Origin of the sequence: Catenulispora pinistramenti, assembly GCF_018274385.1 — a bacterium.
Lineage (GTDB): Bacteria > Actinomycetota > Actinomycetes > Streptomycetales > Catenulisporaceae > Catenulispora > Catenulispora pinistramenti.
On sequence record NZ_JAAFYZ010000332.1, the window covers coordinates 1 to 8,166 of the forward strand.

Sequence of the window (8,166 nt, forward strand, 5' to 3'; positions counted from 1 at the left end):
GGGTGGGTGGGGTGCGGCTCCGCCGGCCAACCCCTAAACGATCATGGTCGGGCTTGGTGAGTGGCCGGTCCGGTAGCGTGGTGTGGGGCCAGGCTCCTTGACTGAGTCTGGCCCCTTGATCGCGTTCGTTGATTAGTGCAGCTGCGGCGGATCGATATCGACGCGGCCGAAATCGACCACGCCGCGCACGCTGGACGCCTTGATCCGTACGGCGGGGAACAGGAACCGTAGGGCGGCGGCCTGGCGGTCCTCGGTGAGGCCGTCGAACGATTCGGCGGCGCCTTCCCCGATGACGATGCCTTCCAGCGCGGTCAGTGGCCGGATAACGGTGGCCTTGTTGCGCGCGGCCATCCGGGCCTTGATCTTCGCCTGCATCTCGCGCATTTCAGCGGTAGTGATCTCTTTCGCGTCCCACATTTCTCGGATCTCGGCCAGCTTCACCTTGTCGTCTGCCTCGGCCTGCTCGGCGTCTACCGGGTCCATCGTCACCGACGGGGCCACCAGGTCCGATGGCGACAGCGACGTCAGGAAGTCTTTGGCCGCGTCCTTGACGAACTCTTCCAGTTCCACAGCCTTGATCTTGCGGGTGCACGCCTCGGGCATCGAGCTGGTCTTACGCGTGCACCGGTAGTAGGGGACCCCGCGAACCCCGCCCACCTTCTCCCCGACCATGGACCGGGTGCAGTTGGTGCAGATCACCAACCCGGTCAGCAGGTACTTGCGGAAGCTGCGGCGGGCATCGGCGTAGTCGGCCGATCGCTGCTGGCGCAGACGGTGCACCTCCTCCCACTCCCCGACGGACACGATCGCGGGCCAGGCACCGGTGCGGTAGTCGCCGTTCGCATCCTTCTGCACCTCGCCCTGGAAGGTGATCAGCCCGGCGTGCTTGGGCAGATCCAGGGTTGCCCGAACCCGCCCCACAGTCCACAGTCCGCCACCGGCTGAGGGAACCTGGCGCTTGTGGAGATCCTGGAAGATCGCCCAAATCGCATCACCGTCCAGGAACCGGCGGAAGATCTCCTGAACGATCTCCTTCTCCTCCGGCACGATCGCAGTGGAGTCCTTGGTGTAGCCGTAGGTCCGACGTCCCCCGTGCGCCTTCCCGGCCGCCAAAGCGTCCTCCTGCGCTGACTTCACCCGGCGGGAGGTGTCATCGGAGGACTTGCACGCGTGCGCCACCTCAATCCGCAGAAAGAACCGGTCATCGGCGTTGGACAGGTCACGCCGGTTGGCCTGCCCGTGCAGGATCACGTTGCGTTCCTCGGCCTTGATCAGCAACTGCTCAAGATCGGGAGGCTGACGCATCAGCCGGTCGGGGTGGTAGGCCAGCACGTGACGGAACGCCCCTGCGTCCATCGCCTCAAGCATCTTGTCCCACCCCGGCCGCTTGCGGTTGCGCTGCCACGCCGACCGCGACGGATCGATGAACACATGCTCCGGCGACACCCGCAGACCGTACCGCGCGGCCATGTCCCGGCAGATCCGCTCCTGGCGCTCCACCCCGGTTTGGTCGTCGTCCTTGATGTGCGAGATCCGGCAGTAGATCGCTGCCGACTCGCCCTCGAACTCTGATTTACCCATGGCTCTATTGTCCCACTGTCATGGTGGGCAAACAACCTTTGAGCGTGCCGGCCGAGCACCCCAACAACCGGGCGGCCTCCTCCACGCTCTGGTCCTCCCAGAAGCGCAGTACCAATACCGCGCGCTGCCCGGGCGGCAGCGTGCGCAGCGCCGCGACGAGCAGGTCGCGGTCGGCCGCGGCCTGGTCCGGCGCGCGGTCGGCGGCCGGACGGTCCGGCAGACCGTCCGAGCCGGGGAACTCCCGGCGCCACCGGGCGTGCCGCTTCTCATCGATGCAGGCGCGAAGCAGGGTCTTGCGGAGGTAGGCGTCCAGATCCTCACGACGGCGGACCCGGCCCCAGGCGGCGTGCAGCTTGATGAAGGCGATCTGGGTCAGGTCTTCGGCCTGGTGCCAGTCGCCGCACATCAAGTACGCGGTGCGCCGCAGGGTGTGGGAACGCGCGGCGACCAGTTCGCTGAACTCGTCGTCGTCAGGTCTTTGCATGTGGCCGCCCCTCGCGTTGTCCGTGCCTCCATCGGCTACCACGAGGGTGGGGGCGGTTCTGGTTGTCAGCGGGCGATGCGCGTGATCAACACGCGCTTCAAGTGCTGAGCGCGCGCTCCAGGGTGGCATACCCGGCCGGTTCCCACGTCGGCTTGCCGCCGGGCTTGCCGAGCCGGCCGTTCCGCCCGATCGCGATCAACGTCATCGCACGCAGCACGGCCCAGCCGCGGGCCCGGGTGATGTCGGCGTCGTCGGCACGCTGGTAGACGTCGAAGAACCGGTCCACCGAACCCGCGGGCAGCAGGATCCAGGCGGCCGACAGGTCGATCGCCGGATCGCCGGACCCCAGGTCGCCGAAGTCGACCACGCCGGCCAGCAGCCCGTCCCGCACGACGACGTTGGCCGGATGCAGATCGGTGTGCAGCCACATCGCCTCGCCCCGCCACTTCGGCGCCGCGACGGCCTTCAGCCAGACCTCGCGGGCCGCCTCGGCGACCTCGCGGTCCTCGATGACCTCAAGCCAGCGCTCGATCGTGGCCTCGCCATCGACGCGCCGCTCGCTGACCGGGGCGTCGGCGGGGGCCGGCTGGTGCAGCGCGGCAAGGAAGTCCGCCAGCGCGTCCGCCGACTCGGCGCGGGTGATCGGCGCCTGGTCGGCCGGTTCGCCCTCGACCCAACGCATGACCGTCCACGGGTACCCGAACAGCTCCGACGGTTCACCGACCCGCACCGGCATCGGCGCAGGCAACGGCAGGCGGTCAACGAACGTCGGCAGCCATCTCTGTTCCAACCGCGCCTGAAACGAGGGCTCCTCGCCTCGCGGCATCCGCACGGCCAACTCCGGGCCCAGCCGGAACTGCTGGTTGCCCCAACCTCCGGGGACGTCGCGGAGTTCGAGGTCCGCCAGATCAGGATGTTGGTCCTTCAGCAGCGCACGGACCAGGTCCTGTCCATATATGAAGTCACCCATCGGCCCACGCTAACCGAGCGACCGACACCGGGGCCTCTAGAGCGCGGAAAGAGACCCCGGTGTCCCGGTCGCGTCTGCCCTCGGCGTGACCGGTTGGGCACCGGAACCGCGGGGGCTCACCGGTGCCAGTTCGCAGAGTACGGTGTGACAGGCGGTGACCGCACGGTTATCGGCGGATGTGGATGATTTTCCGCCTCTACCCCTTACGGGCGTTCGCAGTCCCGAACGACCGCAGATGTCCGGCGCGCCATTCCTCACGTGGCGGCTCACGCCTCGGTGATCGCGCCCAGCCGCTCGACGGCCGCCGCGTACTCCTCGATGAGCTGGTAGATCACCTCCCGCACCGGTCGGACGTCGGTCATCGAACCGACGATCTGGCCGACCGGCATGCCCATCAGCTCGGTGCGGCCGGCCCGGGCGATGCGGCGGTGCGCCTCGGAGACCAGCATGTACTGCAACGGCATCGGCAGCGCGCCGGGGGAATCAGTGCCCTCCCAGGCGTCGGTCCAGTCGGTGCGCAGCTGGCGCGCCGGTTTGCCGGTGAGCGCGCGGGAGCGGACGGTGTCGCGCGAGGACGCGGCCAGCAGCTTGGGGACCACGCGCGGGTCGGTGTCGGCTTCGGCGACCGTCAACCAGATCGAGCCGGTCCAGGCGCCCTGCGCGCCCAGGGCCATGGCCGCCGCGACCTGACGGCCGTCGCCGATCCCGCCGGCGGCCAGGACCGGGGTGTCCCCCACCGCGTCGACGACTTCCGGGATCAGCACCATCGTGGAGATCTCGCCGGTGTGCCCGCCGGCCTCGGTGCCCTGCGCGACGATGATGTCGACGCCGGAGTCGACCTGCTTGCGGGCGTGGTGGGCGCTGGAGGCCAGGCCCGCGGTGCGGACGTTGTTCCGGTGCGCCAGCTCCACGATGTCGGCCGGCAGCGGACCCAGCGCGCTGGCCAGCAACGCGATCGGGTGCTCCAGCGCCACCTCGACCTGCGGCCGCGCGGTGGCGTCGGTCCAGCCCAGCAGCTGATGGCTGTGGTCGCCGTCAGCGGGCAGGTCGGGCACCTCGTATTTGTCGAGGATGCCCTCGACGAAGGTGCGGTGCCGGTCGGGGATGTAGGACTTCAGGGTCTCCTCCATGCTGGTCCGCGCCGAGTCCTTGGCGGAGACCTCGTTGACGGAGCTGGAGACGGAGGCCGGCATGACGACGTCGACGCCGTACGGCTTGCCGTCGGTGTGCGCGTCGAGCCAGCGGAGCTCGGTCTCGAGCTCGTCGGGGGTGAAGTAGACCGCGCCCAGGACGCCCAGGCCCCCGGCCCGGGTGACCGCCGCGACGACGTCGCGGCAGTGGCTGAACGCGAACAGCGGGAATTCCAGGCCCAAGGCTGCTGAGAGCGGGGTTCGCATGGTGGGGACGGTAGGGGTGGCCGCGCAAAACTGCAACAGGTTCTAGTAGTGGACATGGCTTTCCCGACCGGGACGCCGCGACTCATCAGGACGCCACGACTCATCGGATTGAGACGGGCACCTGCCGCATCGTGAGGCTTGACCGCCCTTTGACCCACCTACCGGCTAGGCTCTCGGGGGTGATTTCCTTCGTGCAGGTCGGAAAGACGTACCCGGACGGGACGGTGGCCGTGGCGGCGACCGACCTGACCGCCGACAGCGGGCGCATCACGGTGCTGGTCGGTCCATCCGGGTCCGGCAAGACCACCCTGCTGCGGATGGTCAACCGGATGATCGAGCCCACCAGCGGCGAGATCCTCATCGACGGGGTGGACGTGCGGTCCAAGTCCGCACCGGAGCTGCGGCGCGGGATCGGCTACGTGATCCAGAACGCGGGCCTGTTCCCGCACCGGACGGTGCTGGCCAACGTGATGACCGTGCCGCGGCTGCTGGGCTGGTCCAAGGACAAGGCGCGCGAGCGGGCCATGGAGCTGCTGACGACCGTCGGACTCGAGGAGTCCCACGCGAAGCGCTACCCGTTCCAGCTCTCCGGCGGTCAGCAACAGCGGGTCGGCGTCGCGCGGGCACTGGCCGCCGATCCACCGGTGCTGCTGATGGACGAGCCCTTCAGCGCCGTGGACCCCGTGGTGCGCAAGGACCTGCAGACCGAACTGCTGCGGCTCCAGTCCGAGCTGAGCAAGACCATCCTGTTCGTCACCCACGACATCGACGAGGCGATCCAGCTCGGCGACAAGGTCGCGGTGCTGAACACCGGCGGCGTGCTCGAACAGTTCGACACCCCGACCGAGCTGCTGGCCAACCCCAAGAACGAGTTCGTCGAGAGCTTCCTCGGGCTGGACCGGGGCGTGCGGCGGCTGTCCTTCTTCTCCTCCACCGGCGTCCCGCTGCGGCCCGAGCCGGTGGTCGCGCGGGACGCGCCGGCCGCGGAGGTGCTGGCCCGCAGGGGCGCGCAGCCCTGGCTGCTGGTCGTGGACGACGGGCACAAGCCGTTGGGCTGGCTGACCGCCGAGCAGGTGCCGGCGGACGGGGATCTGACGAAGGTGGCGGTCGGCGAGCTGGTCTCCTACGGCCACACGTTCGGCGCCGCGACCGACTCGCTGCGCGCCGCCCTGGACTCGGCGATCCTGTCGCCGTCCAGCCGGGCGGTCGGGGTGGCCGAGGACGGGCGGGTGGTCGGGGTCGCGTCGGTCGAGGAACTGGTGCCGGCGATCCGGGCCGCTCAGAGCGCCAGCGTTCCGGACACCGGGCACGGTGACCGGGGCGAACCAGGCGACCGGGTCGAACCAGGCGACCGTAACGACCGCGAAGACCGCGACGACAACCCGGACACCGTCTGATGAGGTCCGCCGGCCTGTTCCCCCACATCCCCAGTTATCTGGGCACATACGGATCCCTGATCCAGCAACAGCTGACGATGGCGCTGCTGTCGGTGCTGTTCGGGCTGATCGCCGCGCTGCCGATCGCGCTGCTGTGCGTGCGCTACCCCAAGATCTACCCGGCGATGGTCGGACTGCTGACCGTCATCTACTCCCTGCCGTCCATCGCGTTGTTCGTGCTGCTGGTCCCCTCCACCGGACTGACGCAGACCACGGTCATCATCCCGCTGTCGGTATACAGCCTCGCGGCGCTGGTCCCGAACATCGTGGAGGGCATCCGCGGGATCCCCGAGGACGTCCGGCTCGCGGCGGTCGCGATGGGCTACACCGGCGCCCGCCGGCTGGTCGCCGTGGACCTGCCGCTCGCGGTACCGCCGATCATGGCCGGCCTGCGGGTGGCGACGGTCGGCAACGTCAGCATGGTCAGCGTCGGCACGGTGATCGGCGTCGGGGCGTTCGGCGCCCTGTTCACGGCCGCGGCCCAGCTGAGCCGGTCGGACCTGGCGGTGACCGGCATCGTGGTGATCGTGGCCCTGGCGCTGGCCTGCGACCTGCTGCTGGTGGTCGCGCAACGGCTGCTCACGCCGTGGAACAAGCGGAGGTCGGCGTGAACGTCCTGAGTCAGGCCTGGGGCTGGCTGACCACGTCCGCGAACTGGAGCGGATCCGACGGGATCCCGACGCGGTTCCTGCAGCACTACGAGTACTCGGCCGAGGCGGTGCTCATCGGGGCGCTGATCGCCTTCCCGCTGGGGCTGCTCACCGGGCACGTCAAGCGCGGCGGGCTGCTGGTCACCTCACTGGCGAACGTGGCGCGCGCGCTGCCGACGCTGGGTCTGGTGGTGCTGCTGGTGGTGGTCATGGGCGTGAAGTTCCGGGCCGTGATGATCCCGCTGGTGGCGCTGACCGTGCCGCCGATCCTGCTGAACACCTACGAGGGCGTGCGGAACGTGGATCCGCAGCTCACCGACGCGGCCAAGGGCATGGGCCTGCGGCCGTGGCAGGTGCTGTGGCGGGCCGAGGTCCCGGCGGCACTGCCGCTGATCCTGACCGGCTTCCAGTTCGCGGCGGTGAACGCGGTGGCGAACACGGCGATCGCGGCGTACTCCTCGTTCGGCGGCCTCGGCCGCTTCGTCATCGACGGGCTGGCGACCACCGACTACGGGATGGTGGCCGGGGGCGCGTTCCTGATCGTGATCGCGGCGATCCTGAACCTGGTGATCTTCGCCGTACTCCGCAAGCTGCTGATCTCTCCGGGACTGAGGCAGAAGAAACCAACCACGTAGCGCGCTCGGCGCGTTGAGCAGGGGGGGCCGGCTTTCCATCGCACGAAGGACGACCCCATGAGCAAGACCCCTCAAACGCCGCGCCACCCTGTGCTGTCGCTGACGGCCGCCGCTACCGCGCTGGCGGCGGCCGCACTGACCGTCACCGCCTGCACCAACGGCAACCCACTGGTCCCGGGCCCGAAGAAGGGGCAGGTGACGGTCGGCTCGGCCAACTTCCCGGAGAACGTACTGCTGGCGGACATCTACGCCTCGGCGCTGAAGGCCAGGGGCGTGAAGGTCGGCGTCCGGTTCAACGTCGGCAGCCGCGAGGTGCTGTACCAGCAGGTACAGCAGGGTTCCCTGACGGTGCTGCCGGAGTACAACGGCGCCCTGCTGGCATACCTGGACTCCAAGACACGCGCCGCCACGACCGCGGACATCAACGCCGGGCTACAGGCGAAGCTCCCGGCGTCACTGGAAATCCTGGACTCCTCCCCCGCCGAGGACAAGAACGCGCTGGTGGTCACCGCCGCGACCGCCGCGAAAGACCACCTGGCCGCGATCGGGGACCTGGCCCCGTACGCGGCGTCAATGGACATCGGCGGACCGCCGGAGTTCAAGGAGCGCTACCAGGGCCTGCCGGGGCTGAAGGACAAGTACGGCCTGACATTCAGGAACTTCAGCTCCCTGGACACCGCCGGCCCGATCACGGTCAAGGCCCTGGCCGACGGCTCGGTCCAGGTCGCGACCCTGTTCACCACCGACCCGAACATCGCCTCGCACGGCTTCAAGGTCCTGGCCGACCCCGAGCAGGTCTTCACGGCCCAGAACGTGACGCCACTGGCGTACCGGGACAGCATGACGCCGACCGCCGTCGCGACGCTGAACGCGGTGTCGGCGAAGCTGGACACGGCGGCGCTGGCGGGGATGATGGCGGCGATTATGAATCAGAAGAAGGATATTGATGTGGTGGCTGATGATTGGTTGAAGGCGGTGGGGATGCGGTAGTGGGGCGGTTTGGGGGTTTTGGT

The 8,166-nt window shown here is 69.1% G+C and carries 8 protein-coding genes; 4 read left to right on the top strand and 4 right to left on the bottom strand.

Going from position 1 to position 8,166, the window contains the following annotated elements; genetic code table 11:
* Positions 1-132: 132 nt before the first annotated feature.
* From KGQ19_RS45765 to KGQ19_RS45780, 4 genes are all read right to left on the bottom strand, one after another.
* On the bottom strand, positions 133-1,581 hold the full coding sequence (locus KGQ19_RS45765; RefSeq protein WP_194925591.1) for a recombinase family protein: 1,449 nt from the start codon (positions 1,579-1,581) through the stop codon (positions 133-135).
* A gap of 4 nt (positions 1,582-1,585) precedes the next feature.
* On the bottom strand, positions 1,586-2,065 hold the full coding sequence (locus tag KGQ19_RS45770; RefSeq protein ID WP_212021412.1) for a SigE family RNA polymerase sigma factor: 480 nt from the start codon (positions 2,063-2,065) through the stop codon (positions 1,586-1,588).
* 97 nt (positions 2,066-2,162) lie between these two features.
* Positions 2,163-3,035 (bottom strand): aminoglycoside phosphotransferase family protein, encoded by an 873-nt coding sequence (locus tag KGQ19_RS45775; RefSeq protein ID WP_212021414.1) that lies wholly within the window; start codon positions 3,033-3,035, stop codon positions 2,163-2,165.
* Between the two features lie 266 nt (positions 3,036-3,301).
* Positions 3,302-4,432, bottom strand: coding sequence for an NAD(P)H-dependent flavin oxidoreductase (locus tag KGQ19_RS45780; RefSeq protein ID WP_212021416.1), 1,131 nt, complete (start codon positions 4,430-4,432; stop codon positions 3,302-3,304).
* Positions 4,433-4,611: 179 nt separating this feature from the next.
* On the opposite strand from KGQ19_RS45780, the gene KGQ19_RS45785 reads away from it, so the two are divergent.
* The 4 genes from KGQ19_RS45785 to KGQ19_RS45800 are packed head-to-tail and all read left to right on the top strand — an operon-like array spanning position 4,612 to position 8,143.
* Positions 4,612-5,829, top strand: coding sequence for an ABC transporter ATP-binding protein (locus KGQ19_RS45785; protein WP_212021418.1), 1,218 nt, complete (start codon positions 4,612-4,614; stop codon positions 5,827-5,829).
* Complete coding sequence (locus tag KGQ19_RS45790) at positions 5,829-6,479, top strand: ABC transporter permease (RefSeq protein WP_212021420.1); 651 nt, start codon at positions 5,829-5,831, stop codon at positions 6,477-6,479. The genes KGQ19_RS45785 and KGQ19_RS45790 overlap by 1 nt, the downstream gene beginning before the upstream one ends.
* On the top strand, positions 6,476-7,153 hold the full coding sequence (locus tag KGQ19_RS45795; RefSeq protein ID WP_212021422.1) for an ABC transporter permease: 678 nt from the start codon (positions 6,476-6,478) through the stop codon (positions 7,151-7,153). The genes KGQ19_RS45790 and KGQ19_RS45795 overlap by 4 nt, the downstream gene beginning before the upstream one ends.
* Positions 7,154-7,210: 57 nt before the next feature.
* Entirely contained in the window at positions 7,211-8,143 is a 933-nt protein-coding gene (locus KGQ19_RS45800) for an ABC transporter substrate-binding protein (protein ID WP_212021424.1), read from the top strand.
* Positions 8,144-8,166: the final 23 nt, after the last annotated feature.

What these genes read in the sequence shown, in the direction of transcription:
- KGQ19_RS45765 (WP_194925591.1), bottom strand. Translation starts at nt 1,581, where the DNA reads ATGGGTAAATCAGAGTTCGAGGGCGAGTCGGCAGCGATCTACTGCCGG.
- KGQ19_RS45780 (WP_212021416.1), bottom strand. Translation starts at nt 4,432, where the DNA reads ATGCGAACCCCGCTCTCAGCAGCCTTGGGCCTGGAATTCCCGCTGTTC.
- KGQ19_RS45770 (WP_212021412.1), bottom strand. Translation starts at nt 2,065, where the DNA reads ATGCAAAGACCTGACGACGACGAGTTCAGCGAACTGGTCGCCGCGCGT.
- KGQ19_RS45775 (WP_212021414.1), bottom strand. Translation starts at nt 3,035, where the DNA reads ATGGGTGACTTCATATATGGACAGGACCTGGTCCGTGCGCTGCTGAAG.
- KGQ19_RS45790 (WP_212021420.1), top strand. Translation starts at nt 5,829, where the DNA reads ATGAGGTCCGCCGGCCTGTTCCCCCACATCCCCAGTTATCTGGGCACA.
- KGQ19_RS45800 (WP_212021424.1), top strand. Translation starts at nt 7,211, where the DNA reads ATGAGCAAGACCCCTCAAACGCCGCGCCACCCTGTGCTGTCGCTGACG.